At 66.0% G+C, this 23,662-nt stretch carries 20 protein-coding genes; 4 read left to right on the top strand and 16 right to left on the bottom strand.

What is annotated here, in order from left to right:
• Positions 1 to 148: 148 nt before the first annotated feature.
• From ACQR1X_RS04015 to ACQR1X_RS04005, 3 genes are read right to left on the bottom strand one after another with little or no spacing between them, the layout of a single operon-like run.
• Positions 149 to 526 (bottom strand): DUF6285 domain-containing protein, encoded by a 378-nt coding sequence (locus ACQR1X_RS04015; protein ID WP_315801304.1) that lies wholly within the window; start codon positions 524 to 526, stop codon positions 149 to 151.
• On the bottom strand, positions 526 to 1,515 hold the full coding sequence (locus tag ACQR1X_RS04010; RefSeq protein WP_434892292.1) for a phosphotransferase family protein: 990 nt from the start codon (positions 1,513 to 1,515) through the stop codon (positions 526 to 528). The genes ACQR1X_RS04015 and ACQR1X_RS04010 overlap by 1 nt, the downstream gene beginning before the upstream one ends.
• Positions 1,512 to 2,306, bottom strand: a complete 795-nt coding sequence (locus tag ACQR1X_RS04005; protein WP_316183436.1) for an enoyl-CoA hydratase/isomerase — start codon at positions 2,304 to 2,306, stop codon at positions 1,512 to 1,514. The genes ACQR1X_RS04010 and ACQR1X_RS04005 overlap by 4 nt, the downstream gene beginning before the upstream one ends.
• Positions 2,307 to 2,484: 178 nt before the next feature.
• On the opposite strand from ACQR1X_RS04005, the gene ACQR1X_RS04000 reads away from it, so the two are divergent.
• Both ACQR1X_RS04000 and ACQR1X_RS03995 read left to right on the top strand, forming a co-directional pair.
• The gene (locus ACQR1X_RS04000; protein WP_434873728.1) at positions 2,485 to 3,264 is read left to right on the top strand and encodes an SDR family NAD(P)-dependent oxidoreductase; all 780 of its coding nucleotides are present in this window, start codon (positions 2,485 to 2,487) and stop codon (positions 3,262 to 3,264) included.
• A 168-nt stretch (positions 3,265 to 3,432) separates the two neighbouring features.
• Positions 3,433 to 4,266, top strand: coding sequence for an alpha/beta hydrolase (locus ACQR1X_RS03995; RefSeq protein ID WP_315801308.1), 834 nt, complete (start codon positions 3,433 to 3,435; stop codon positions 4,264 to 4,266).
• 542 nt (positions 4,267 to 4,808) lie between these two features.
• Here the strand turns inward: ACQR1X_RS03995 and ACQR1X_RS03990 are convergent.
• Positions 4,809 to 5,099 carry a hypothetical protein gene (locus ACQR1X_RS03990; protein ID WP_434892290.1) on the bottom strand — a complete coding sequence of 97 codons (291 nt, stop codon included), beginning with the start codon at positions 5,097 to 5,099 and terminating at the stop codon, positions 4,809 to 4,811.
• A 185-nt stretch (positions 5,100 to 5,284) separates the two neighbouring features.
• On the opposite strand from ACQR1X_RS03990, the gene ACQR1X_RS03985 reads away from it, so the two are divergent.
• Positions 5,285 to 5,896, top strand: coding sequence for a flavin reductase family protein (locus tag ACQR1X_RS03985; protein ID WP_315801310.1), 612 nt, complete (start codon positions 5,285 to 5,287; stop codon positions 5,894 to 5,896).
• A 20-nt stretch (positions 5,897 to 5,916) separates the two neighbouring features.
• Here ACQR1X_RS03985 and ACQR1X_RS03980 read toward each other — a convergent pair whose 3' ends face one another.
• The 3 genes from ACQR1X_RS03980 to yghU all read right to left on the bottom strand — a co-directional run bounded on the left by ACQR1X_RS03980 (position 5,917) and on the right by yghU (position 8,855).
• Positions 5,917 to 6,246: a cytochrome c gene (locus tag ACQR1X_RS03980; RefSeq protein WP_410051476.1), complete on the bottom strand. Its 330-nt coding sequence runs from the start codon at positions 6,244 to 6,246 to the stop codon at positions 5,917 to 5,919.
• A gap of 5 nt (positions 6,247 to 6,251) precedes the next feature.
• Positions 6,252 to 7,451, bottom strand: a complete 1,200-nt coding sequence (locus tag ACQR1X_RS03975; RefSeq protein ID WP_434892289.1) for a molybdopterin-dependent oxidoreductase — start codon at positions 7,449 to 7,451, stop codon at positions 6,252 to 6,254.
• A gap of 528 nt (positions 7,452 to 7,979) precedes the next feature.
• Positions 7,980 to 8,855 carry a glutathione-dependent disulfide-bond oxidoreductase gene (gene yghU, locus ACQR1X_RS03970; protein ID WP_316183439.1) on the bottom strand — a complete coding sequence of 292 codons (876 nt, stop codon included), beginning with the start codon at positions 8,853 to 8,855 and terminating at the stop codon, positions 7,980 to 7,982.
• Between the two features lie 180 nt (positions 8,856 to 9,035).
• Between yghU and ACQR1X_RS03965 the strand changes: the two genes are divergently transcribed.
• On the top strand, positions 9,036 to 10,547 hold the full coding sequence (locus tag ACQR1X_RS03965) for an acetyl-CoA acetyltransferase (RefSeq protein ID WP_434898371.1): 1,512 nt from the start codon (positions 9,036 to 9,038) through the stop codon (positions 10,545 to 10,547).
• Positions 10,548 to 10,574: 27 nt separating this feature from the next.
• Here ACQR1X_RS03965 and ACQR1X_RS03960 read toward each other — a convergent pair whose 3' ends face one another.
• From ACQR1X_RS03960 to ACQR1X_RS03920, 9 genes are all read right to left on the bottom strand, one after another.
• Positions 10,575 to 10,913: an antibiotic biosynthesis monooxygenase gene (locus ACQR1X_RS03960; RefSeq protein WP_316183441.1), complete on the bottom strand. Its 339-nt coding sequence runs from the start codon at positions 10,911 to 10,913 to the stop codon at positions 10,575 to 10,577.
• 112 nt (positions 10,914 to 11,025) lie between these two features.
• Entirely contained in the window at positions 11,026 to 12,114 is a 1,089-nt protein-coding gene (locus tag ACQR1X_RS03955; RefSeq protein ID WP_434898370.1) for a tetratricopeptide repeat protein, read from the bottom strand.
• Positions 12,115 to 12,153: 39 nt separating this feature from the next.
• The gene (locus ACQR1X_RS03950; protein WP_434895266.1) at positions 12,154 to 13,119 is read right to left on the bottom strand and encodes an MBL fold metallo-hydrolase; all 966 of its coding nucleotides are present in this window, start codon (positions 13,117 to 13,119) and stop codon (positions 12,154 to 12,156) included.
• Positions 13,120 to 13,466: 347 nt separating this feature from the next.
• Complete coding sequence (locus ACQR1X_RS03945; RefSeq protein WP_434898369.1) at positions 13,467 to 15,158, bottom strand: methyl-accepting chemotaxis protein; 1,692 nt, start codon at positions 15,156 to 15,158, stop codon at positions 13,467 to 13,469.
• Positions 15,159 to 15,381: 223 nt separating this feature from the next.
• A complete protein-coding gene (locus ACQR1X_RS03940) occupies positions 15,382 to 15,534 on the bottom strand; it encodes a hypothetical protein (protein ID WP_434898388.1) in 153 nt (50 codons plus the stop codon).
• Between the two features lie 76 nt (positions 15,535 to 15,610).
• On the bottom strand, positions 15,611 to 17,317 hold the full coding sequence (locus ACQR1X_RS03935) for a methyl-accepting chemotaxis protein (RefSeq protein WP_434898368.1): 1,707 nt from the start codon (positions 17,315 to 17,317) through the stop codon (positions 15,611 to 15,613).
• Positions 17,318 to 17,702: 385 nt separating this feature from the next.
• Positions 17,703 to 19,211: an ABC transporter substrate-binding protein gene (locus ACQR1X_RS03930; RefSeq protein ID WP_434898387.1), complete on the bottom strand. Its 1,509-nt coding sequence runs from the start codon at positions 19,209 to 19,211 to the stop codon at positions 17,703 to 17,705.
• Positions 19,212 to 19,370: 159 nt separating this feature from the next.
• Positions 19,371 to 21,074, bottom strand: a complete 1,704-nt coding sequence (locus ACQR1X_RS03925; RefSeq protein WP_434898367.1) for a methyl-accepting chemotaxis protein — start codon at positions 21,072 to 21,074, stop codon at positions 19,371 to 19,373.
• Positions 21,075 to 21,616: 542 nt separating this feature from the next.
• Complete coding sequence (locus tag ACQR1X_RS03920; protein WP_316183447.1) at positions 21,617 to 23,644, bottom strand: methyl-accepting chemotaxis protein; 2,028 nt, start codon at positions 23,642 to 23,644, stop codon at positions 21,617 to 21,619.
• Positions 23,645 to 23,662: the final 18 nt, after the last annotated feature.

The raw sequence follows: 23,662 nt of genomic DNA, 5'->3' as shown, positions 1-23,662 counted from the left end.
CCAAAAACCCACAACAGTTGAGCCTCGCAATATGCGGAAGCTGAACCGGACAGCCGTGGGCTTGACCCGGCCATCCACGTCCCGCGGCAGATTCGTGAGAGGATGGATGCCCGGGTCAAGCCCGGGCATGACGACGGAGAGTTACAGGTCATTCGTGCCTCCCCGCCTCGCGCTTGTAGGATGCGTAGTTCGGCTGATCGACGGCGAGCTTGTCGAGCGTGGTCTGCCAGAGATGCTCCTTCAGACCCGGCGTCGCGAGATCGACAGCACCGCTCGCAATCTGCTCCGCCAGCGCGCGATTGAGGTCGAGCAAGGCACCGTCCTGTCCCAGCAAATCCTTCAAACGCGCATGCTCTGCAGCCTCCGCGGGCGCCGCCTGTGTCAATTGCCGCACGACCAGATCGAGCGCGTTGATGCCGACGCGCAGCTTGAACGCCTGATGTCCCGAGATCAGCGGGGCTACATCGTTGCGAAGAAAATCGGCCACCGCCTGTACCAGCTCGGTCGGAGTCGGTTCGTCCTGCATCAGCCCTCTCCCCGCGGCGCCAGCAGCCGCAGCAGATCGATCTCAGTCTCCGACGCGCGGCGGCCGATCATGGCGCGTTCCATCGAGTGGTCGGGACCCAAGCGAAACCGCTGCATCATGCCGCAGCACATCACGCCCCAGCGCAATGTGCCCATGACCTCCCAGAACTTCACCCTGCCGGCATCGACCTTGCGGCCAGCGGCCTCGTAGCCCGCGTACAGCTCCTCGCGCGAGCCGAAGCCACCGACGGGCTTGTCGATCTCGCCGAAGCGCCAGGAGTTGACGCAGATCCAGCCGAGATCCTCCATGGGATCGCCGAGATGGGCGAGCTCCCAGTCGAGCACGGCGCGCACCCCGTCGGGGCCGATGATGAGATTGCCGTTGCGGAAATCGCCGTGCACCAGCGTGACCTCCGCCGAGGGGCCGGGATCATTGTGCGACAGCCAGCGCAACGCGAGATCGAACACCGGGCGCGGCCAGTCGAAGCTTTGATATTCGCGCGCAAGCTCCGCGATCTCCCTGACCGCGTTCATCTCGCGCAACGCCGGCAGTGCCTCGCGCCGAATGCCGTGGATGCCGGCGGCGATGCCGCCGAGCTGGCGCGCGAGACGGGGGCGCGCCTCGGCAAACTTGGCATCGCGGAGGATCTTGCGCGCGATGGTCTCGCCCTCGACGCGGCGCATGATGAAGCCGGCGCCGAGATCGTCCTCCGGCGTCAGCAGGTGCAGCACCTCGGGCGACGGCACCCCGGCGGCACGCGCCAGCCGCATCAGCGCCGCCTCGTTGTCGAGCCCGGCGGCGCGGCCAGGCGCGGCGCCATAGCCCTTCGGCGAGCGGCGCAAGATCGCACCGACATCGCCCGCGGGATGGACGATGTCGAAGCGCCACGTCTCCTGGCTGGCGCCGCCGGAGAGCTTTGCGGCGCCGTGCACGCCGGTCGCCCCCGGCATGAACGAGGCGACGCAGCGGGACAGCTCGGCCTCGATCATTGGCCCTTGAACTTGGCCGGCCGCTTCTCGAGGAACGCGGTGACGCCTTCCTTGAAATCCGACGTGCTGCCGGCGACGCGCTGCGCCTGGAATTCAGCGTTGAGCTGCTCCTCGAACGAGTTCTCGGGACTGTCCCAATACAGCTTGCGGATCTGAGACAATGCGACCGTCGGGCCATTGGCGAGCTCATGCGCGAGCTTCATCGTCTCCTCCTTCAGCGCCGCATCGTCATAGACGCGATTGACGAGCCCCCATTGCAGTGCCGTCTCGGCCGGCAGCTTCTCGCCGAGCAGCGACAGCTCGATCGCGCGCGCCTTGCCGACAAGGCGCGGCAGCAGCCAGGTCGAGCCGCAATCGGGAACGAGGCCGATGCGGCGGAAGGCTTGCAGGAAGTAGGCGGACTTGGCGCACAGGATCATGTCGCCCATCAGCGCGAAGCTCATGCCGGCGCCCGCGGCCGGGCCGTTGACCGACGTCACGATCGGGCAATGCAGGTTGCGCAGGCGGCGCAGGAACGGATGGAAGGCGGTCTCGAGCGCGGCGCCGGCATTGCTGCGGCCGGGCTTGGCCTGCGTGTTGCGGCCCTGCAGATTGGCACCGGTGCAGAACGCGCGTCCCGCGCCGGTGACGACGAGACAACGCACCTCCGCCTTCTTCTCCTCGATCTCGTCGAGTGCCTCGGCGAGCCCGCCCAGCATGTCGATCGAGACCGCGTTCATCACCTCCTGATGATCGAGCGTGAGGACGGCGACGGGCCCGTCGAAATCGAGCGTGACGTGCTTGAACTGCATGGTTTCCTCTCAAGAGCTTTTCGAGCGCTGCATTCTTTACGGCGGAAATTCGCTGCATCGCCCGGTTCGTGCAGCATATTTGATTTTTGCGCTGCGCTTGTCCATGGTTGGATCATCCCAATAACCGAAGCGGCGCGCAGCGCACTCACATCATCACGGAAACGTCCGAGAGAACCCCATGAGCATGTTCGACCTCACCGGCCGCGTGGCCGTCGTCACCGGCGGCAATGGAGGCATAGGCCTCGGAATCGCCCAGGCACTTGCGTCCAGTGGCTGCAACGTCTCGATCTGGGGCCGCAACGCCGAGAAGAACAAGGCAGCCGCGGCCTCGATGGCGGCTGGTCCCGGCAAGGTCGACACCCGCGTCTGCGACGTGACGAGCCCTGCTTCCGTCAACGACGCGATGCAAGCGACGCTCGACGCCTTCGGCCGCGTCGACGGCTGCTTCGCCAATGCGGGCATCGGCGGCGGCGGCCGCAAGCCTTTCATCGAGCGCAGCGAGGAGGAATGGCGCACGATGTTCGCGACCAATCTCGACGGCGTCTTCCACGCCTTCCAGGCTGCCGCGCGGCACATGACGGCCCGGGCGGAGGCCGGTGATGCGTTCGGCCGCCTAGTCGCCACCTCGAGCCTCGCCTCGCTGTTCGGCACCGCGCGCAACGAGCACTATGCCGCGACCAAGGCCGCGATCAACGCGCTGTGCCGCGCGCTCGCGGTCGAGCTCGCACGCCACGGCGTCACCGCGAATGCGATCCTGCCCGGCTGGATCAGGAGCGACATGACCGCGGGCATCATGGGCAATGAGAAGTTCGTCGCCAACGTCATGCCGCGCATCCCGGTGCGCCGCTTCGGCGAGCCGTCGGATTTCGGCGGCATCGCCGTCTACCTCATGAGCAAGGCGTCGTCCTATCACACCGCAGACTGCTTCGTGATCGACGGCGGCTATACCGCCTTCTGACCGGCAGCAGCGACCGGTGGGCCGGTGCGCCGGTCCGCCGAACCCGGATTTGTTCCACATCCGTATTCCAAGATTTCCGAAATTTAATGCTGTCCAGGCTGCCACGCCCTCGTGACCTCGGCGTTGTCCCTCATCACATAACGAGGAGAAGCCGAGGGGAAGGAAGCCATGAAGCGAGGCGTGACGGTTTTGGCCTGTGTGTCTGCCCTGACTGTGGCCGGCTATTTCGCTATTGCGAAGTGGGGCATCCAGCACGAGAGCCGTGAGTTTTTCGATGCCGAGCGGCAGCGGCCGATCACGGTCGACGTGGCCGTGCGCACGGATTACGAGATGAAGGCCAATGCCGGGCTGTGGCGGCTCCCGGTGGCGATCATCAGCAACGGCAACACCGTCAAGAACACCGAGTATTCCTTCCTCGCGAACGTGTTCGCCGCGCGCGGCTATCTCGTCGCCAGCGTTCAGCAGGACCTGCCGACCGATCCGCCGCTCGTCACCAAGGTCGGCATGCCCTATGTCGGCCGGCTCGACGTCTACAAGAAGGGTGAGGCCAACATCCTGTGCGTGCTCAAGGAGATGAAGAAGCGCCATCCGAATGCCGACTATGAGCATCTGACCCTGGTCGGCCATTCCAATGGTGGCGACACCGCGATGTATTTCGCCAAGGAGCATCCGAACATCGTTTCGCAGGTGGTGACGCTCGACAATCTGCGGGTGCCTTTCGTGATCCGGGACAAGCTGAAGATCCTGTCGTTCCGCTCCGACGATCCGCAGTTCAAGACCGATCCCGGCGTGTTGCCATCGCAGGTCGGCAAGAAGAGCGGCATCGACATCATCAAGACCGAGTTCCAGCACACCTGGATGAGCGATCGCGGTCCCTATACGGCGCGGGAGCGGATCCAGGCGACGCTCGACAAATATCTCGGCGGCGACACCACCAGCGAGCTCGCACCGGCGGATACCGACAATCTGATCGTCACCAACGGGGCCGCCGCCCTGCCCTGACCCTTCATGCATGGCGCCGTGGCCTCGCGGCGCCTGGGCGCCCGAGCTCTGCTGCCGAGACCCTCGCAACGAGCGAGGGCGCAGGGAATGCCGGGTGATGGCCTCACCCATGGCCCGCCTGCGAAAGAAAATGCAGGCGGCAGGTACCACAGGTTCAGCCGGATCAACCCGGCATTCCCCGCGCGATGGTCTACGGATTATACGTCCTCTCCCCGGGGACCGGGCTTTCTTGCCCCCGTGACCGGCAGATCATCACTGCCAGCGTAGCCTCAGCGTCGGGAGGCCAGGACCAAACGATTTCACCGTGCGGACCTGATTGTTCGTCGGCGCGTATCACCGCGCTGCAATCCGATCCGCCCACCGCATTGCTGCCTCACGTGCCGTGACGATCGCGATACGCCCCTCGTGGCGAAGCAGGATGCGCGGAAAGATCGATCTGATTTGCCCGACGGCACAAGTCCCGATACGTGCGACAAACTGGCACGACGGGCAGAATGCGCATGGCGACCGCGCAATGGCGCAGCCGCCATGACGTGGTGCTATCAGTCCTGCGGCTTCTTGGCCGGCGGGCCGTTCTTGTTGCCCGGCATGCCCTTGATGTTCGACGGGTCCTGTGCGCTGACGTCCGGATTGTGCCGGTTGATCGTGGAGGATGAGCCGACCGTTCCGGTCTCGGTCGCGGGGCCGTTCTTGCTGCCGGGCGCACCCTGGATGCCCGCTCCTGAATTCTGCGCACTGGGCGGCGAGGTGGTCTGTTGCTGCGTGCCCTGAGCCATGGCCGAAGTGGCCGAGACGACGAACGCGCACGCAATCAGGCTGATCATTGGCTTCATGGCGCGACCTCCATTTGTAGTTGCTGTGCTGTTGTTCGAACGTGGCGTCGGCGGAGCCGTTCCAGGGAACGCCGAATTTCGCAATCCAATCGCCGAAGCCGCGCGCAGCCGCTGCCCGCTTTATCGGCTTCCGCATCGCATCACGTGCTACTAACCTTGCCATACACAGCGATCAGAGGCGAAATATGGAATACCTCTCCACCGATCTCAGCCCGCGCGAGCGCTACAAGATCTTGACCTCCTTCGTGCTGCCACGGCCGATCGCCTGGGTCACGACCAGGGGCGAGACCGGGGTGGTCAACGCCGCGCCGTTCTCATTCTTCAACGTGATGGGCGAGGACCCGCCGCTCTGCGTGTTCGCGATCAACCTGCGGCCGGACGGCCGGACCAAGGACACCCTGGTCAACATCCGCCGCTCAGGCGAGTTCGTGGTCCACATCACCGACGAGCCCCTGGCGCAGGCGATGCACGAGACCGGCGGCGACTTTCCGCCGGAGATCGGCGAGCCCGATCATCTCGGACTCAAGCTCGCACCCTCGCGCATGATCGGCGTGCCGCGGCTGGCGGACGCCCCGTTCGCGATGGAGTGCAGGACCTGGCAGCTCATCGACGTCAACGGCGACCGCGTGCTGGTGCTCGGCGAGGGCCTCGCCTTCCACATCCGCGACGAGTTGTGGGACACCGAGAAGATGCGGGTCGAGATGGAGCTGTTCCACCCCGTGGGGCGCATGTTCGCCGACCGCTATTGCCGCACCGACGACCGCATGGATTTCCCGCCGGCGAAGGGCGCCGGCTGAGCGCTCCCGGCCGGACGCCGTCAGTAGGTCGCGGCCAGATAGCTGACGATCTTGTCGACATCGGCCGCGTCGATCGGGGCACCATAGACCTTGATCATCTTGGTGACCTCGGCCTGCCAGAACTCCTTCTTGTTCTGCATCGGCGGCTGCGTCTTGATGTAGTCGGAGGAGTGGCAGGCCGTGCAGTTGCCCTGCACGACGGCGAGGTCGGGCCCCGGCTTGAACGCCGCGGTCTCCTGCGGAACCTGATAGTTCACCGGGGCTGCGGTGAGGGCGATGGGGCTGCCCGCCAGGCAACCAAGCCCGGCAGCCAGCGAGGCGATGAGGAACGACATCCGTTGCATGGTCATCCTCCTCAGGCCGCCGTGACGCGGACGGTTTCGACGACATTGCGCAGATAGCCGGCCGGATTCCAGCGCGGCGTCTCCGGCTGGGTCTCGCCGGAATTGCTCGTGGCCCGCACCTTGAGATCGTGGGATCCCGCGGCAAGCTTCACCGGCAGCTTCCACTCGCGGAAGGAATATTTCCCGAGGTCCTTGCCGAGCCGGGCATCGGTCCAGCTCTGGCCACCGTCGGTCGAAACGGCAACCTGCCTGATCCCGGCCCCGCCGTCGAATGCGATACCGCGCAGCGTTGCCCTGCCTGCCTTCAGCTTCGCGCCATCGGCCACGCTGGTGATGAACGAGCGGACCGTGAAGCGGTTGATCGGGATGGTGGCTTTCGGCGTCGTGCCGGGCTCGACGGCATTGTTCGGCGTGTCCGGGATGCGATAGGCCGATTTCATCCAGAAGCCGTCGAACACGCCGTCGACGACGGTGATCTCGTTGAGGTGCTTGACCCAATACGTCCCGTAATAGCCGGGCACGATCAGTCGGAGCGGGAAGCCGTTGAGGAACGGCAGATCCTCGCCGTTCATGCCGTAGGCCAGCATCACCTCGCCATTCATGGCGTGATCGAGGTCGAGCGCCTTGACGAAATCCGGCGTCTTGTCGATCACCGGGCCGTCCATGCCGCCGAAGGTGACCTGTCTGGCGCCGGCCTGGACACCCGCCATGTCGAGCACGGTCTTCAGCGGCACGCCCCGCCAGCGCGCATTGCCCATGGCGCCGTTGCCAAGCTGGCCGCCGGCGACGCGAGGCTCGAAGAAGCCGCGGCTGTTGCCGGAGCATTGGTTGACGGCGACGATCTCGGTCGCCTTCATCTTGCGGATGTCCTTGAGCGACAGCTTGAGCGGCTTGTCGACCTTCCCCTTGATCGCGAGCGTGAACTTGTCCGGATCGAGATCGTAAGGCAGGCCCGCCAAATGATAGCGGACGAAGAAGGCATTGTTCGGCGTGATCACGCCGTCATTGAACACCCCGAATGGCGTTTCGAGTTGCGGCGGCCGGCTGGTCAGGCCGATCATCGGCCGCTTCTGCGGATACTTCACCAGCGGCCGCTCGCCGTTGGCGAAGGGCAACGTCACCGTCTCCCCGGCCAGCGCACGGGTCGCGCCGAAGCTGCCCAGCAAAGCAGCCATCCCCGCTCCCTTGAGCAGATCACGTCTGTCGATCATGGGTCTCCCTCCGGAGTGGTGGTTCTCGCCAGGGGTCATCACCTCGGGACGAGTTGGTCAGCACACGGCATGCATTGCGGCGCCAGATGATTGTTGCACGATTCTCTCGTGACAAGAAAAGACGTGATGTCAGAGATCAAACCATCGCGATTCATCGCACTGCGGCAAAAATGAAGCCCGCGCGCGGGCGACGGAGTGCGCACGCGAGTCGTGCCGGCGAAAGGGCGGTTCGCGGGTCGCGTCGTCCTTGCGAGCGAAGCAATCCAGAGTCCCGCGTCGACTCTGGATTGCTTCGTCGCTGCGCTCCTCGCAATGACGGGTGTTAGCCCGGGTGCCTGGATCGTGGCGGATTTGTAGCCCGGATGAGCGGCTGACATCCGTAGAGTGGGCAAAGCGGCGCCATCAGGCGGCGCGTGCCCGCCGGCGGTTGATGTGAGGGAGCGCGGTGGGCACGGCGCGTCGCACAGATGTGAACGCCAACAATGATGGAAGGCGCGCCTTTGCCCACCCTACGACACGACGACCGAACTACCCGCCCTGCCCGATCTTGTCCTGCGTCTTGGTGTCGAAATCGCCGGCGTCGTGGCGCTCGTGGAGCTGGCTCTTGGGATCGCCGGAGACGCGGTTGACCATGCGGCCGCGCTTCACCGGGGTGCGCTGCGCGATCTGGTCGGTCCAGCGCTGGACGTGTCTGTAGTCCTGCACCGAGAGGAATTCGCCGCCTTCGTAGAGCAAACCCTTGGCGAGCGCGCCGTACCACGGCCACACAGCGATGTCGGCGATGGTGTAGTCGGGGCCGGCGAGATACTCGCTTTCGGCGAGACGGCGGTCGAGCACGTCGAGCTGGCGCTTGACCTCCATCGCGAAGCGGTCGATGGCATATTCGATCTTGGTCGGCGCATAGGCGTAGAAGTGGCCGAAGCCGCCGCCGAGATAGGGCGCGGCGCCCATCTGCCAGAACAGCCAGGACAGGCATTCGGCGCGCTTGGCCGGCTCGGTCGGCAGGAAGGCGCCGAACTTCTCGGCCAGATAGACCAGGATCGCGCCGGACTCGAACACGCGGATCGGCTCGGGCCCGCTGCGATCCAGCAGCGCCGGGATCTTGGAATTGGGATTGATGGCGACGAAGCCCGAACCGAACTGATCGCCCTCGCCGATCCGGATCAGCCAGGCATCGTATTCGGCGCCGCTGTGGCCGAGCGCCAGCAGCTCCTCCAGCATCACGGTGACTTTCACGCCGTTCGGCGTTCCCAGAGAATAGAGCTGCAAGGGATGACGGCCGACAGGCAATTCCTTCTCGTGCGTCGGACCTGCGATCGGCCGATTGATGTTGGCGAAGCGGCCGCCGCTGGCCTTGTTCCAGGTCCAGACCTTGGGCGGCACATAGCTGTTCTGTTCGGACACGAGAAACTCCGGCGTGAGCGGCAAAGAGCGAAGGTTTTAGGCGCTTATGCCGTCGAGCGGAAGCCGCGCTGCGCGCGGGCGCCATCAGCATTTTCTGCATTGCGCGGCCGAACCTGCGATGACAGAACGGAGACAAGACAACAATGACGGTCCGTCATGGGCCGGCTCCTGGGAACGCCAATGACTGCAACTGCCCTGCCCCCGGAACGCATTCCCGTGATCGTCGGCGTGGGCGAGATCGTCGATCGACCCAAGGACATCGGCGAAGGTCTGGAGCCGCTGGCGCTGCTCGAACTGGCGATCCGCCGTGCGGAAAATGACGCGGGCGCCAAGCTCATCCATGACACCGGCTCGCTCGACGTGGTCAACTTCCTGAGCTGGCGCTACCGCGACCCCGAACAGCTTCTCGCGCAGCGGTTGGGCGTCGCGCCGGCGCACTGCCATTACGGTCCGGTCGGCGGCGAGAGCCCGATCCGCTTTCTGCACGAGGCCGCCTTGCGCATCGCGCGCGGCGAATGCGAGGTCGCCGTGGTCTGCGGCGCCGAGGCGCAATCGACCGCGACCAAGGCCGAACGCGCCGCCGTGACGCTGCCGTGGACGCCGTTCGCGCATGATGTCGAGGAGCCGAAGCGAGGCGCCGCATTCCAGAAGCCGCTGGCGGTGAAGCTCGGCGTGTTTCGCCCGGTCTCAGTCTATCCGTTCTACGAGGTCGCAAGCGCAGCCAAATGGGGCCAGACGCCGCGGCAGGCGCTCGCCGAATCCGGCGAGCTGTGGTCGCGCTTTTCGGCGGTCGCCGCCTACAATCCCAACGCCTGGCTGAAGCGGCACTTCGCGCCAGAGGAGATCACGACGCCGTCGGCCGACAATCGCCCGATCGCCTGGCCCTATACCAAGCTGATGGTCGCCAATCCCATGGTCAACATGGGCGCGGCGCTGATCCTGACCAGCCTCGCCAAGGCACGCGCCGCCGGCATCGCCGACAACCGCATGATCTATCCGCTCGGCGGCGCATCGGCGGAAGATCCGCGCGACTATCTCACGCGCGATCAGTTCGCCGAGAGCCATCCGCAGAACGCTGTATTGCGGGCCGCGATGAACATCGCCGGTGGCAGCGGCGCCGCGTTCGACGCCATCGAGCTCTACAGCTGCTTTCCCTGCGTGCCGAAGATGGCACGGCGAACCCTCGGCCTCGGCGCCGACGTCGAGCCCACCGTCACCGGCGGGCTGACCTTCTTCGGCGCGCCGCTCAACACCTACATGACGCATGCCGCCTGCGCGATGGTGCGGCGGCTGCGCGGCGGCGCCAAGCGCGGCCTGCTGTACGGCCAGGGCGGCTTCGTCACCAAGCATCATGCGCTGGTGATCTCGCGCGAGCCGCCGTCGTCGCTGTCACAGGAGGTGAGCGTGCAGGCCGAGGCGGACCGGCACCGCGCCGTCGCGCCGGAGTTCGTCAGCGAGGCCAGCGGCGGCGGCAGGGTCGAGAGCTTCACCGCGCTGTTCGATCGCAACGGCGAGGTCGAGCATGGCGTGGTGATGCTGCGCACCGAGCAGGACGCGCGCACGCTGGCGCGCGTGCCGGCGCAGGACGCAGCCACGCTGGCGCGGCTGATGGATCAGGACAGGTCGCCGGTCGGCTTGCTCGGCACGATCACGATGGCCGCGGATGGCGTGCCGGAGTGGCGGGCGAATTAGTCCGCGTCTGCTCCCGCCGCCGTTGCCTCACACCTCCCGCGCCTCGTGCTGCCAGCGTGCATAGGCCGTATCCCAATCAGGATCGCGCTCCGCCACGAAGCCGAGCGTTCGGCCGCCGCCGAGGTTGCGGAAGCCGATCATGGCGCGCCGGTGCGCGCCGCTCCTGACATAAGCGCGCATGCTGGCTTCGTCGGTCCAGACCGTCAGCGTGTGATAGATGCCATTCACCGGACGAAGCTCGACGCGCAGATTTCCGGGAGCGGCGCGCGCCTGGCGGACGGCGCGCAGCGTGTGCCACCAGAATCGCGCCAGCCGAGTGAGGCCGCGGTGCGGGCGGAAGCCGGTGACGGACACGTAGACGCTCATGGCGCGCTCCTGGATCGCACCCCGTCGCGGGGGGAACGGTCGCGCCGGCGGGTGTGAGCACAACGCTGCTCACCGCGTCCTGGATGTCGGCGCGCAGATCACGGTCCGGCGGTCAGCGCCCACTTCGCCTGGGCTTCACGTCGGCAGGGACCGTGCCGGTGGTCTCCTCAGCCGCCGGGGGCGAGCTGTTGTCGCCCGCCAATTGCTGGTCGCGCTTGAGCGCGACGGCCTCATCCCGCCGCGCGGCCGCAACCGCCGATTCCGGATCCAGCTTGAGCGCCTGGTTGAAGTCGGCGAGCGCGCGGTCGTAGCGCCCCTTTTCCAGCCACACCGCGCCGCGGTCGCTGTACGTCGCGGCATCGTTGAAGCCCATGCGCACGGCGTGGTCGAGATCGACGAGGGCCTCGTCCAGATCTCCCTTGCGCTGGAACGCCAGTCCACGATCGTGAAACAGCATCGGATTGTTCGGATCGAGCCGGATCGCCCGCTCATAATCGCCAAGCGCCCGGTCGAAGCGGCCCATGCGGACCAGATCCCTGGCGCGGTAGCGATAGAGATCGGCATTGCGGGGCGCGAGCCGGATCGCCTCGTCGAGATCGGCGACGGCCCCTTCGACATCGCCCTGGCGGCTGCGGTCCATCGCGCGCTTCACCAGGGATGCGGCGGTCATCGGTTCGGCCGGGACGACCGGCTCTGCGGCTTGCGGCGCAGGCGCCTCCATCGCCGGGGGCTGCACCGGCAGCACGGCTCCGGTCGCATCCTGGACGGCAGGCGCCGGGATGGTCTCACCTGCGACCTTGCGCTGCGGCGCGGATCGGGCCTGCGGCGACGGTGTCACGATCGAGCGCGTCGCCTGCCTGCTCATCCAGTCACCGGCGGAGGGCAAAAGCAGAATCTCGAGGCCGATCAGGATCGCGCTGAGCACGGCGGTCGCCGCGGTGAACTGCAGGATGGCGTCCCAGCGCTCGCGGCGGACGCGATCGCGCTCGGCGGCAAGATCGGCGTCGTATTCGGCGCGCAGGCCAGGGTCGCGCAGCACGTTGTAGGCGACGATGATCATCTTGAGCTGATGCTCCGACGCCGCATCGGCGCCGCCCCGGAGGTCGGGATGGTGCGCCTTGGCGGCCAAGCGGAACGCCCGCTTGATCGTGTCGAGATCGGCCCGCGGCGATACGCCGAGCACCTCGTAATGCGTCTTCATGGTGCGATCCCGTGCCTCTCTACCGAGGCCGGTTCGGGATCACGCGGGGTGCAGGTCGAGCGCATAATGGGCGCCATCGCGGGTGAGCCTGCCAAACGCGGCCCACGGAAAATGAGATCCACAAACCAACATCTTTTCTGCAACGATACGATCGAGCAATCTGCGCCGGCTGACCTCGGCAGCCGGGCCGTCCTGGTCATACGCGCCGTGCCATTCGGGATGGCGCAGGCACAACGCCGGCACATAGGCGGTGTCGCCCGAGATCATCAGTTGCTCCGCTCCGGAGCTGAGATGAAAGGCGGTGTGCCCCGGCGTATGTCCGGGGACGCTGACGAAGCGGATGCCCGGCACCACCTCGTCCTCGCCCTCGACCGGCAGCACGTTCTTCCACCCCGGGATCACGCTCTGGATGCGGCGCGCCAGCGACTGCCGCCACGGGGGCAGTCGGCTGGTCAGAGATGCGTCGGTCCAGAACTTGTATTCCGCCGCGGCCACGATGATCTCGGCGGTCGGAAACACCGGCGCGTTGGTGTCCTCGCCGAGCAGTCCGAAGATGTGATCGGGATGGAAGTGCGAGATCAGGATGGTGTCGATGTCCTCCGGGCGAATGCCGGCTGCTTTCAGATTGTCCAGCATGCGACCTGAAATGAAGATCGAGTCGGAATTGTAGCCCTGCACCTGGCCGCCGCCCCCGGCATCGCACAGCACGGTCTTGCCCTTCAGCCGCACCACGAAGGTGGAGATCGGGATCGGAACGAAGGCGGAGCTCAGGCCGGCGGCTCGCAGTGCCTGCTTGACGTCGCTGATGCTGGCGTTGCCGATGAAGCCGGCCTCCTGCGGCTTTTCCCAGATCCCGTCATAGAGGGCGATCACCTCGGCCTCGCCGATCGTGATCCGGCGATAGCCGGGCGCGGGATCCTCAGTGCGGCGGCGCGGCTTGGCAGCAACGACGGCAAGCCCCGCATCGAGACCGAGGGCGGCCGCGGCCGTCGCAGCCGATAGCACCAAGGTCCTGCGCGAAGGGCCGCTCGCAATCACATTGCCTGCCACTAAATGTACCGCTGGTTGAATAAATATCTAACACAAGTTAACCTCTGCACCTTAGCGGGATTATGGCGCGACAACGGCCTTTCTGGCCGGGGCGTCAGGTGTGGGGAGTCTGCAACGGTCGGGGATGATCCCGTCGAGCGGGGCGCCGCCTGACGAACGGCGCAGGCATGTGCGTTCCGCGCCGGCGCGGCTCGCCGGGGGCGCCATCGGTTCTGCGTACGGCTATCGGCAGGCTGTGTCGTTCGATGATCGAATGGGACAGCGGCCCATCTCGGCCGCTGTCGCCCGCTTCGTCATGCCTATCAGGCGGCGCGAACGGATTGCAGGAAGCGGCTGACCTCCTGCTTGAGCCGGTTGCTGTCGCCGGAGAGCTGGCGCGCGGCGCTGAGCACCTGCCCCGAGGTGTCGCCGGTCTCGCTGGCGCCGCGCTGGACGTTGGCGATGTTGGCGGACACCTGCTGTGTACCCGCGGCGGCGTGCTGGATGTTGCGCGAGATCTCGGCGGTTGCGGCGCCCTGCTCCTCGACCGCGGCCGCCACCGTCGCGGCGATCTCCGACAGCCGCTCGATCGTCGTCGAGATCTCCCTGATGGCACCGACCGACTCCTGCGTGGCCCCCTGGATGCCGGAAATCTGTTGGCCGATCTCGCCGGTCGCCTTTGCAGTCTGTTCGGCCAGCGCCTTGACCTCGGAGGCGACGACGGCAAAGCCGCGGCCGGCTTCGCCCGCCCGTGCGGCCTCGATGGTGGCATTGAGCGCCAGCAGATTGGTCTGCCCGGCGATCGTGTTGATCAGTTCGACGACGTCGCCAATGCGGGTCGCCGCCTTCGACAACTCGCCGACGCGATCATTGGTGCGGCGGGCCTGCTCGACCGCATCGGAGGCGATGCGCGCCGACTCCTGCACCTGGCGGCTGATCTCACGGACCGACGAGGTGAGCTCCTCGGTGGCCGACGCGACCGCCTGGACATTGGCCGACGCCTCCTCGGAGGCCGCGGCAACGGTGGTGGAAAGCTCCTGCCCTCGCACGGCGGTGCTCGACAGCGAATTGGCCGAGGTCTCGAGCTCGCTGGAGGCCGAGGACACCGTATTGACGATGTTGCCGATGGCGCCTTCGAAACTGTTGGCAAGCTCTGACATCTCCCGCTTGCGCGAGGCGGCTGCGCGCCGCTCCTGCTCACCGAGCTCCCTGGCGTTGAACCGCACCATCGTCTGCACGGTCTGCAGGTTACGCAGCGCGCGGCCGATCTCGTCGTCGCGCTCGATGCGCATGCGGGTGTCGAGCTTGCCCTGGGTGATGCTTTCCATCGTCTCGTTCAGATGATCGAGCGGCGCCACGATCACGTTCATCGTGCGCAGCCCGACCAGGCCGCACAGCACGACACCAGCCGCAGCAATCGCCACGGCGGTCATTCCGGCGAGCCCGCCCTCCCCGAACGAAATGACGCCAAGCACGAGCAGGAACAGTGTCTGCAATCCAACCAGCGTTCGCAGCCTTGCCGCGATCGTGCCGGCGAACATCGAGAGATGGTCGAACACCGAGCGGCGGCGGACGATGCCGTCGTCGATCTTGTAACCATGTGGCCGCTTTTCGCGGATCGCCGCATAGACCTGCTCGGCCTCGGCGCGCTGGTCGGCGGGCAGCTTGGTGCGCACCGAGGTGTAGCCGACGACTTGGCCGTCTTTGCAGATCGGCGACGCCGTCGCCAGCACCCAGTAATAGTCGCCATTCTTGCGGCGGTTCTTGACCGCGCCGACCCAGGGACGGCCGGCCTTGAGCGTGGTCCAGAGATTGTCGAAGGCTTCAGGCGGCATATCGGGATGGCGCACGATGTTGTGCGGCTGCCCCATCAGCTCGGCTTCGGTGAAGCCGGCCGCGTCGACAAAATCCTGGTTGAAGAAGGTCAACTTGCCCTTCGTGTCGGTCTTGGACACGATCAGCGTGTCATCCGTGATCGGATACTCGACGTTGGTGACGGGCAAATTCTTACGCATGGCGAGTCTTTCAATCGACGATGATGGCCGTGAGCCGTGCCGGCACTGGCATGACTAATTTTGTTTCAAACGATGCATCGACTGTCGCAGTCGCCGATTAACCTAAGATAAAATGCCGCAACCGGTGAAATACGGGCGCTTGCGCTTATTAGTGGCGGTTGCAATCCCACAAGGCCCTTAGCCGGTGTGTCGCCTCGACGCGAGCGCTGGCAGAACGGCGCAATCATGTCGCGCCCGCCGTTGACGGTGGGATCTGGATCAAGCGGCGCGAACCGTTTGCAGGAAGCGCGTCGCCGATGCGGGTCGCGGCCTTCGACAGCTCGCCGAGGCGATGATCGGTGGTCGAGCGCGCCTGGCCGACGGCCTCGCCCGCCATGCGCGCCGACCGGCCCACGAAAAAGGGCGCAGCCTCCCGGCTACGCCCTGGCTCGTTGGGGATCTGAACGCCGGGATCAGGCTGCGCGCACGGTGTCCAGGAAACGTCCGACCTCGAGCTTCAGTCGGTTGCTGTCGCCGGACAGCATCTGCGCCGCCGAGAGCACCTGGGACGACGCCGAGCCGGTCTCGCTGGCGCCGCGCTGCACCTCGGCGATATTGGATGACACCTGCTGAGTGCCGATCGACGCCTGCTGGATGTTGCGCGAGATCTCCTGCGTCGCCGCGCCCTGCTCCTCCACCGCGGCGGCGATGGCCGAGGAAATCTCCGACAGCTTCTCGATCGTGCCGGAAATTTCGCGGATGGCGCCGACGGATTCCTGCGTCGCCGCCTGGATGCTGCCGATCTGCTGGCCGATCTCGCCCGTGGCCTTGGCGGTCTGCTCGGCCAGCGCCTTCACCTCGGAGGCGACCACCGCAAAGCCGCGCCCGGCTTCACCTGCCCTGGCGGCCTCGATGGTCGCATTGAGCGCCAGCAGGTTGGTCTGGCCGGCGATGGTGTTGATCAGCTCGACGACGTCGCCGATCCGGGTCGCGGCCTTCGACAATTCGCCGACGCGATCATTGGTCCGCCGCGCCTGCTCGACGGCGTCGCTGGCCATACGCGCGGACTCCTGCACCTGGCGGCTGATCTCGGTGACCGAGGAGGCCATCTCCTCGGTGGCGGAAGCGACCGACTGGACGTTGGTCGAGGCTTCCTCGGAGGCGGCGGCAACCGTGGTCGCCAATGTCTGCGAGCGCGCGGCGGTCGAGCTCAGCGACGTGGCCGACGCCTCCAGTTCGGTTGAGGCATGCGACACGGTGCCGACGATCTGCCCAACGGCCTGCTCGAAGCCGTCGGCCATCTGATGCATCTCGGCGCGGCGCTTCTCGGCCATCAGCTTGTCCATCGCGATCTTGGCCTCGGCCTCCTGCTGCGCCTTTTCGGCCAGCATCACCTTGATCTGGTTGACGGCCTGCGCCGTATCGCCGATCTCGTCGCCGCGGCCCTCGCCGGAGATGGCTACCTCCTCTCCCTTTGCCATGCGCTGCAGCACGGCGACCAGCGCGCGCATCGGCTGGGCAATGCCGTACTGGCCGATGACGAAGCCGAGCGACAGACCGACGATGATGCTGATGGCGGAGAGGACCATCAACCTGTGTGATGTTTCGACATACTCATCAGCCGACGACTTGGCCAATTCTTCGACGCGGTGATCCACCTGCTCGGCCACTGCCCGCATCTTGGCTCGGAGCGTCTCGGCAACGGCATCACTGGCCTTGACCGTTTCGAGCAACTTCTGAGCGGAGTCGCTGATCTGGTTGGAGGACGCCGCCTCCACCACGGCCAGCGTCTTGCCGATACTTATCTGATAGGCTGCGAATGCGTCTCGAACGCCGCCGAGCATCGCCTGGGTTTCCTGGTCATTCGTCTTTGAGACTTCGTCCAACCGTTCCTTGAACGCCTTCATCTGCTCGTCGATGATGTGATGCGCTGCGTTGCGGTTGTCGTCGCGAGGATCGAGTGCGCTACGGAACTCAGCGCCGACGATGGACGCCACATTCGTGTTGGCTCGCGCGGCCAGCATCGAGCGCCGGGCAGCCCGCGCCATGCGCTCGGCGTTCTCGTTGAGATCGCGCAATGCACCGGCGGCGATGTAGCTCAGGGCACCCATCATGGCGCTGAGCAGGAGCACGATCGTAAGAATCTTGGTCAGGACGCGAAAGCGCGAAAGAAACGACATCTACAACCTCTCATGAAGGCCGATGATGTCAGACGAAGCCGAGACTACGTCGAGGACGCAATCGAAGTCGCTCCTGCATCACCGGTGATGTTGGGCGAGCCGACCTTCTTGCGCTTGAATCGAAAAAAATCTTAATTTTCTCGACCGTAAAAATTCGGATCAAATGATACGCGCGGACGGTATTTTTCCCCGCCGCGCGCTCGCCCCGATAGACAGCCACGGAAGTGGCCAACCGCTGCGAGCGCTCGGCCACCGAGGTCGGGGATCTTCACCGAGGCTTCGAACTCACCGGAGGCAGAGGACGAGCACACCGACGATCCGCGAGCCCGTCGCTTCGAGGGCGCGCCGGCAAGTTGCTTCATCTCGCGCTCCCCCGCGCCGCGGATCATTCCAGCTCGATCGGCTGATAGGCACCGGTCTCGTCGAGCGCGGTGCCCCAGATCTTGTGCGAGGCCTGATGTTCGGCGGGGCCGAAGTTGAGCGAGGCGCCAAGACCCAGATCGATGTTGCGCATCGACTCCAGCGTATCGATCAGCCGCTCCGTATCGAGCTGCGGACCGGCCTGCTTCAGGGCTTGAACCAGGATGCTCGCCTCGATGTAGCCCTCGAGCGAGGTGTAGTCCGGCGGCTCGCCGGGGAAATGCTTCGCCAGCGCGGCCTTGTAGTCGAGCACCACGCTCGAATAGCCGGAGACGGCGGGAACGGTCTGGGTCACGACGACCCCGGCTGCGTAGCGTGGGCCGAGCAGCATGAGCTCGTTGGCAAGCGCCGATGCACCGACCGCCGACACGTTGACGAAGAGGACGCCGGGCAGTGCATCGCGCGCCTTCTCGATGAACTTGGCGGCCGCGCGCGAGGTCGCGACCATGATGACCGCACGGACGGGTGTCTTCTGTGCCTTGAGCTGATTGATCGCGGGCTCCACATCCACGGTGTTGCGGGTGTAGTTGACGCGCAGGATCGCCGCGTCGTTGAGGCCGAGGACGCGAAACGCCTTTGCAACGCCGGCAAAGCCTGCATCGCCGAACGAATCGTCCTGCGCGAACAGCGCAATCTGTCGCGGGGGCACGCGGCGCAGCTTGACCAGGTAGTGCACCAGCGCATCGGCCTCTTCCGAATAGCTGGGACGATAGTTGAAGACGTAGCGGTCCGGCGGATCATGACGCGAGACGTTCGCGCCGGTGTAGGGGCTGAAGAACAGCATCCTACGCTCCAGCGAATATGGAATTGCGACGGCCGCCGTCGCGGTCCCGAAACTGCCGACGAAGCCGAATACGCGCTCCTTCTCGTAGAGCTGCTTCATGGCATCGAGCGTGCGGTTCGGGTCATAGCCGTCATCGGCCACGGCGAGCCTCAGCATTCGGCCGTTGACCCCGCCGGCTTCGTTGGCGCGGTTGAATGCGGCTTCGATGCCCACCTTGAGCAGGCGGCCCGACTCCTTGTTCGCGCCCGACAGTGGCAAGACGCTGCCGAATGTGATGTCGCGCTCCGTGATGCCGCGAACCACCGAGGCGGCCACGGCACTCGTTACTCCCGTCGCAGCGACGGAGAGCGCCGGGTCCCGCAACGCGCCGGCCGCCGGTGCGCCGATCGATCGCTCGATGTCTGCGAACTGAAGCTCGGCCCGCCGGCAGTCCTGGCGGCCGCTCGCCACGGCCGCGCGACCGTCGGCGATGGAGCGGTCGAACTGGCGCGTCAGTTCGTTGCGATCGCCGTCGTTGTTGGACGCCTCGCGGATGACGGCCTGGAACTTGCCGATGATGGCCTGGATCCGCGGCCGAGGGATATCGCTGCAGGCAAGGGCCGCCCCGATGGCTGGACCGATCCTGCCGCCGAGGTCGCGCACGACGGCGAGGCTGTCGCCAGGCGCGGCACCGACAGAGGTCGTGAGCATGAGGGTGAAGATGATCGCCGAGGAGGTCGCGAACGATCGCGTCCGGCTCCCCATCTCGTGGCGGGCCCGAAGGTCAAGGAAGGTCATCATGTCGGGACTCGAACTCGTTGAGACACATTAGTCGGATCGGTGTGAGCTGATGAGATCGCCGCGGGCCTGTCAGGCCGCGCGGACCGTCTCCAGGAAGCGGCTGACCTCGCGCTTGAGGCGGTTGCTGTCTGTCGACAGCCCCTGGGCCGCCTCCAGCACCTGGGTCGAGGCCGAGCCGGTCTCGGTGGCGCCGCGCTGCACGTCGGTGATGTTGACGGAGACCTGCTGCGTGCCGTGAGCCGCCTGCTGCACGTTGCGCGAGATTTCCTTGGTCGCGGCGTTCTGCTCTTCGACCGCTGCGGCAATCGTCGAGGACACCTCCGACAGCCGTTCGATGCTGCCGGAGATCAGCCTGATCGCCGCGACCGATTCCTGCGTCGCCGTCTGGATGCCGGCCACCTGCTGGCCGATCTCGTCGGTCGCCTTGGCGGTCTGCTCCGCCAGCGCCTTGACCTCGGCGGCGACGACGGCAAAGCCCCGCCCAGCCTCGCCGGCCCGCGCCGCCTCGATGGTGGCGTTCAACGCCAGCAGATTTGTCTGCCCGGCAATGCTGTTGATCAGCTCGACCACGTCGCCGATGCGGCTCGCCGCCCGCGACAGCTCGCTCACCCGCTCGTTGGTCTTCTTCGCTTGCTCGACCGCTTCGTTGGCCATGCGCGCCGATTCATGCACCTGGCGGCCGATCTCGGTGACCGAGGACGTCATCTCCTCGGTGGCCGAGGCGACGGATTGCACGTTGGTCGACGCTTCCTCCGACGCAGCCGCCACCGTGGTTGCGAGCTCGCCGGCGCGGACCGCCGTCTTGCTCAAGGTATCCGCCGAGACCTCCAGTCTGGACGAAGCCGACGAGACCGTCTCGACGATCTCGCCAACGGCGCTTTCGAAATCGTCGGCCATCTTGTGCATGTCGGCCTTGCGGCGGGCCAGCGCCCGCTGCTCGGCTTCCTTCTGCTCCGCTTCCAGCGCGTGACGTGCGACCGCATTGCTCTTGAACACCTCGACGGCGCCGGCCATCTCGCCGATCTCGTCGCCGCGTCCCACGCCGGGCACCTCGACGTCGAGGCGGCCGCCGGCGAGGCTCTTCATCGCGCTGGTCATGCGATGCAGCGGGCTGGTGATGCCGCGCCCGACGATCGTTGACACGACGAGCAGGACAAGCAGCACGATCCCGGCCGCCATCAGCGACTGCCGCGTCGAGGCCCAGGCCTGCGCCGAGAGGTCATCGATATAGACGCCGGTCCCGACCAGCCAATTCCAGGGGGCGAAGCCGGCGACATGGGTGAGCTTGGGCTGCGGCGTCTCGGAGCCGGGCTTCGGCCAATCATAGTCGACGAAGCCGCGGCCATGCTGGCGGACCACGTCGATCATCTCGATGAACAGCTTCTTGCCGTTCGGATCCTTCATGTCCGCGACGTCCTGCCCGACCAGCTTGGTCGAGATCGGATGCATCAGCATTTTCGCGGTCAGATCCGTGACGAAGAAATACTCGTTGCCGCCATAGCGCAGCTGGGAGGTGCGCTCGAGCGCGCGCTTCTGCGCGTCGGCGACCGAGATCGTCCCCTTTTGCGCGGCCGCATGCTCCTCGGCGAAGATGCCGAGCGCGAGCTCGGTCAGATGCTGCAGCTCGAGCTGCTTCTGCTGCTTGAGGCCTGCGGCGAGCTCACGGGAATTGAAGGCGGTCAGACCGATCAGGCCGAGGAAGCTCAGACCGATCAGGGCATAGATCTTGATACCGATGGTGAGCTTGAGGCGATGAGGCATTGCAAACGACATGTCAGTCTCCACGGGCGCAACTCATGCATGGGGCGCTCGGGGACAGATCACGGCGACGGGCGTGGGCTCGCCCTCGTATGCACGCAAACGGGCCCGCAGCCCACGCGTGGAAGCTACGGAACCGAATATTAAGTCTGGTTAAGACGATGTCCGTACGAATACGGAGCAGCGATCGAAAATGATCGTTGCCCGTCCAGATCGGTAACGCGCTCCGGCCTAGCCGTGCGACGCGTCGTCTCATGTGGTGCGACCACGTGAGAGAAGCACCGTTTGCCCGTGGAGCCCGACTGCGCGTTGGCCGCGAATGACCAGACCCTACACGCCGACTCTTAACACAAGTTAAAAATGCAGATTGACTACGCAGGTTAGTTTTGCCGGCGCAAATGCAACGCGAACAGAAAAGCCGCAGGCAACGGGGCCGCGGAGTGTCTCTGTTGGGTCAGAAAACGTTGGGTCAGAAAACGCAAAAGGCCGGAGCGTTCGATGCTCCGGCCTTCCAATCCCCTGCGCGACCAGGAGTTGGCCGCTTCCGCGGCCCAGCGTTATGCCGCCCGCACCGAGCCGAGGAAGCTCGCGACCTCCTGCTTGAGACGATTGCTGTCGCCGGACAGCGCCTGTGCCGCTGAGAGCACCTGGGCCGAGGCCGACCCGGTCTCGGCCGCGCCGCGCTCGACATCGGCGATGTTGGACGAGACCTGCTGCGTGCCATGCGCCGCCTGCTGGACGTTGCGCGAAATCTCCTGCGTCGCCGCGCCCTGTTCTTCGACGGCGGCTGCGATGGTCGAGGAGATTTCCGACAGCTTCTCGATCGTGGAGGAGATCTCCTTGATGGCGCTGACCGACTCCTGCGTCGCGACCTGGATGCTCGAGATCTGCTGGCCGATCTCGCCGGTGGCCTTCGCGGTCTGTTCCGCCAGCGCCTTGACCTCGGAGGCGACGACCGCAAAGCCGCGGCCGGCATCGCCCGCGCGCGCCGCCTCGATGGTGGCGTTGAGCGCCAGCAGGTTGGTCTGGCCGGCAATGGTGTTGATCAGCTCGACGACGTCGCCGATGCGGGTGGCGGCCTTGGACAGCTCGCTGACGCGCCCGGTCGTGGTGCGAGCCTGGCCGACGGCGTCGTTGGCGATGCGCGCCGATTCCTGCACCTGGCGGCTGATCTCGGTGACCGACGAGGCCATCTGCTCGGTCGCAGACGCCACCGACTGGACGTTGGTCGTGGCTTCCTCCGAGGCAGACGCAACCGCCGTCGTCAAGCCTTGCGAGCGCGTCGCGGCCTGGGTCAGCGTCGTGGCGGACTGCTCGAGCTGGCTCGAGGCCGACGAGACGGTGTTCACGATCTCGCCGACCGCGGCTTCGAACTGCTCGGCCAGCCGCTGCATGTCGGCCTTGCGCTGGCGCGCCGCGACCTCATCCAGCGCGCTCTTTTCCTCGGCCTCGGTGCGCGCCTTCTCCTCGGCATTGCCACGGATCACCGTGACGGTCTTGGCGAGATCGCCGATTTCGTCACCCCGCGATGCGCCGGGAATGGCGATGTCGATGCGGCCGCGCGCCATCTCGCCGAGCGCCGCGTTGAGCCGCGTCAGCGGCCGCGCGATCCCGAGGAACGAGAACACGACCGAACCGATCACCGACAACAGAACCGCCAATCCGACAAACAGCGTGATATAGCTCGCCTGCGCGGCGACCTGGTCTGCCTCGAACCGGGCGCTCGCGTTGCGCGCGCGCGCGTCCTGGATCGCAGAGGACATCAGCTCGCCGGCCTCGCCGAGATAGATGAGCGTGCGGTCGCGCAGCACGGCCTCCTTGATTCCCTCGGTCTTCACCACCTCGTCGTTCGCGGCGACGAAGTCGGAGGCGAGGCCATTGAGCTTGGTGATCGTGGCCTGGATCTCGCGGTTGTCGGCGAGCATGCGAGCGTCGGTCAGCGAGCTCTTCAGCCCCGGCACCGTCTGCTTCACGGTTAGGATGGTTGCGGCGTCGCCAGTCATGCCGAACCGCCACGCCTGCGACCGCATGTAGTTCAACTTGGCATCGGCGGCGTGAAGCTGGCGCTCGACCCGCTCGCGGAAGGCGAGGTTCGGCAGCGACGGCGAGGCGAGCAGCGCCTTCAGGCTGGTGTTCCACTCGTTGGAGACCGCACTGCGCTTCTCGATCTGCGTCAACAACTTCTTCTGCGCCTCGGCGAGATCGACCGCTCCCGCGGCATAGCTCGTCATCAGCTCCTTGATCCGGGTCAACCGGGCGCGATTGTCGGCGGTCGATACGTTGCCGAGCGCGGCGTCGATGTCGGTCACCATCGCGGTCGAGAACTGCTGAATGTCGGCGGCTGCCTTCTCTGCCTCGGCCGGCGCACGCGCCAGCCGCGCCGAACGGCCGCCGAGCTGGGTCTGCTGCATGTTGATGCTGGCCGACAGCACGCTCTCGACCACGCGCCGCGCGCGCTCGGCCTGCTGATTGGCATGGTTGACCGCTCTTTCCGCCATCAACTGGTTAGCGATCATGCCGACGGCGAGAGATGCGCCGATGGCGCCAGCGAGCCCGAGTTTGTAGCCGATCCGATTCAGTTTCATTGCCCTACCCACAGATGG

Origin of the sequence: Bradyrhizobium sp. HKCCYLRH3073 (assembly GCF_051167995.1) — a bacterium.
In the GTDB taxonomy this organism is placed as follows: domain Bacteria; phylum Pseudomonadota; class Alphaproteobacteria; order Rhizobiales; family Xanthobacteraceae; genus Bradyrhizobium.
The sequence above is the reverse complement of the archived record's forward strand: the minus strand, read 5'-3'. Positions and strand labels throughout refer to the sequence as shown.

What these genes read in the sequence shown, in the direction of transcription:
- ACQR1X_RS04015 (WP_315801304.1), bottom strand. Translation starts at nt 526, where the DNA reads ATGCAGGACGAACCGACTCCGACCGAGCTGGTACAGGCGGTGGCCGAT.
- ACQR1X_RS04010 (WP_434892292.1), bottom strand. Translation starts at nt 1,515, where the DNA reads ATGATCGAGGCCGAGCTGTCCCGCTGCGTCGCCTCGTTCATGCCGGGG.
- ACQR1X_RS03990 (WP_434892290.1), bottom strand. Translation starts at nt 5,099, where the DNA reads ATGAAGCCAATGATCAGCCTGATTGCGTGCGCGTTCGTCGTCTCGGCC.
- ACQR1X_RS03925 (WP_434898367.1), bottom strand. Translation starts at nt 21,074, where the DNA reads ATGTCGTTTGCAATGCCTCATCGCCTCAAGCTCACCATCGGTATCAAG.
- ACQR1X_RS03940 (WP_434898388.1), bottom strand. Translation starts at nt 15,534, where the DNA reads ATGGCGGGCGAGGCCGTCGGCCAGGCGCGCTCGACCACCGATCATCGC.
- ACQR1X_RS03985 (WP_315801310.1), top strand. Translation starts at nt 5,285, where the DNA reads ATGGAATACCTCTCCACCGATCTCAGCCCGCGCGAGCGCTACAAGATC.
- ACQR1X_RS04005 (WP_316183436.1), bottom strand. Translation starts at nt 2,306, where the DNA reads ATGCAGTTCAAGCACGTCACGCTCGATTTCGACGGGCCCGTCGCCGTC.
- ACQR1X_RS03955 (WP_434898370.1), bottom strand. Translation starts at nt 12,114, where the DNA reads ATGAAGACGCATTACGAGGTGCTCGGCGTATCGCCGCGGGCCGATCTC.
- ACQR1X_RS03930 (WP_434898387.1), bottom strand. Translation starts at nt 19,211, where the DNA reads ATGCTCACGACCTCTGTCGGTGCCGCGCCTGGCGACAGCCTCGCCGTC.
- ACQR1X_RS03945 (WP_434898369.1), bottom strand. Translation starts at nt 15,158, where the DNA reads ATGCGTAAGAATTTGCCCGTCACCAACGTCGAGTATCCGATCACGGAT.
- ACQR1X_RS03975 (WP_434892289.1), bottom strand. Translation starts at nt 7,451, where the DNA reads ATGATCGACAGACGTGATCTGCTCAAGGGAGCGGGGATGGCTGCTTTG.
- ACQR1X_RS03965 (WP_434898371.1), top strand. Translation starts at nt 9,036, where the DNA reads ATGACTGCAACTGCCCTGCCCCCGGAACGCATTCCCGTGATCGTCGGC.
- ACQR1X_RS03935 (WP_434898368.1), bottom strand. Translation starts at nt 17,317, where the DNA reads ATGTCGTTTCTTTCGCGCTTTCGCGTCCTGACCAAGATTCTTACGATC.
- ACQR1X_RS03960 (WP_316183441.1), bottom strand. Translation starts at nt 10,913, where the DNA reads ATGAGCGTCTACGTGTCCGTCACCGGCTTCCGCCCGCACCGCGGCCTC.
- ACQR1X_RS03995 (WP_315801308.1), top strand. Translation starts at nt 3,433, where the DNA reads ATGAAGCGAGGCGTGACGGTTTTGGCCTGTGTGTCTGCCCTGACTGTG.
- ACQR1X_RS03920 (WP_316183447.1), bottom strand. Translation starts at nt 23,644, where the DNA reads ATGAAACTGAATCGGATCGGCTACAAACTCGGGCTCGCTGGCGCCATC.
- ACQR1X_RS04000 (WP_434873728.1), top strand. Translation starts at nt 2,485, where the DNA reads ATGAGCATGTTCGACCTCACCGGCCGCGTGGCCGTCGTCACCGGCGGC.
- ACQR1X_RS03980 (WP_410051476.1), bottom strand. Translation starts at nt 6,246, where the DNA reads ATGACCATGCAACGGATGTCGTTCCTCATCGCCTCGCTGGCTGCCGGG.